The following is a 1,304-nucleotide window of genomic DNA, read 5'->3' as shown; positions in this document are numbered from 1 at the left end:
CGCCGCCGCCGAGCGGATCGGCTACCCCGTCATCCTCAAGTCGACCTCCGGCGGCGGCGGTATCGGACTGCGCCCCTGCTTCGAGGAGGCCGAGCTGCGTGCCGCCTTCGACCAGGTCAGCCGGATGGCGCAGACCCACTTCGGCGGGGGAGGGGTGTTCGTCGAACGCTTCGTCTCCCGCGCCCGCCACATCGAGGTGCAGGTCTTCGGTGACGGCCACGGCCGCGTCGTCACCCTCGGGGACCGGGACTGCTCCCTCCAGCGCCGCAACCAGAAGGTCGTCGAGGAGGCGCCCGCCCCCGGCCTGTCCGACGCCCTGCGCGCCGAGCTCCACCGCACCGCCCGCGCCCTGTGCGCCGGTGTGTCCTACCGCAGCGCGGGCACGGTGGAGTTCGTCTACGACGTCGAGCGCGGCGAGGCCTCCTTCCTGGAGGTCAACACCCGCCTCCAGGTCGAGCACCCGGTCACCGAGGAGGTCACCGGCGTCGACCTGGTCGCCTGGATGCTGCGCCTGGCCCGGGGCGAGGACGTCCTCGCCGACGTTCCCGCCGAGGGTCCCGCCCGCACCGGCCACGCCGTCGAGGCCCGCGTGTACGCCGAGGACCCCGCGCACGACTTCCGACCCAGCTCCGGCCTGCTCACCCGGGTCGAGTTCCCCGCCGGGACGCGGGTCGACGGCTGGGTGGAGACCGGCCAGCGCGTCACCAGCGACTACGACCCCATGCTCGCCAAGGTCATCGTCCGGGGCGAGGACCGCGCCGACGCCCTCGACCGCCTCGGCCGCGCCCTCGCGCAGGTGCGGATCGACGGCCTCCAGACCAACCTCGGGCTCCTGCGAGCCCTCACCGACCACCCGGACGTCCGCGCCGTCGACCACACCACCGCCACCTGCGGCGGCGTCGGCGACCCGGAGCCGCGCATCGAGGTCGAGCGCGCCGGGACCCTCACCACCGTCCAGGACTGGCCCGGCCGCACCGGGTACTGGCAGGTGGGCGTACCCCCGTCCGGAGCGATGGACGACCTGTCCCTGCGCTCGGGCAACACCGCCCTGGGCAACCCCGAGGGGGCGCCCGGCCTGGAGTGCACGATCGAGGGCCCGGCCCTCCGCTTCAGCTCCGCCGCGACCGTCTGCGTCACCGGAGCCCCCGCCGAGGTCACCGTCGACGGCACGCCCGTTCCGCAGTGGGAGCCGGTGGAGGTCCCGGCGGGCGGCCTGCTCGACGTCGGCGCCGCGCGCGGCCCCGGCATGCGTACGTACGTGCTGGTCCGCGGCGGTCTGGACGTGCCCGACTACCTCGGCAGCG

Annotated in this window: 1 protein-coding gene; it reads left to right on the top strand. The window is 75.2% G+C overall.

Annotated elements, in window-relative coordinates; genetic code table 11:
- The coding region (locus tag D471_RS0121035) for an ATP-binding protein (protein WP_017600453.1) at positions 1–1,304 on the top strand (1,304 nt) is incomplete at both ends.

The organism is Nocardiopsis lucentensis DSM 44048, assembly GCF_000341125.1.
Lineage (GTDB): Bacteria > Actinomycetota > Actinomycetes > Streptosporangiales > Streptosporangiaceae > Nocardiopsis > Nocardiopsis lucentensis.
This window is presented reverse-complemented; position numbering and strand designations above follow the sequence as displayed.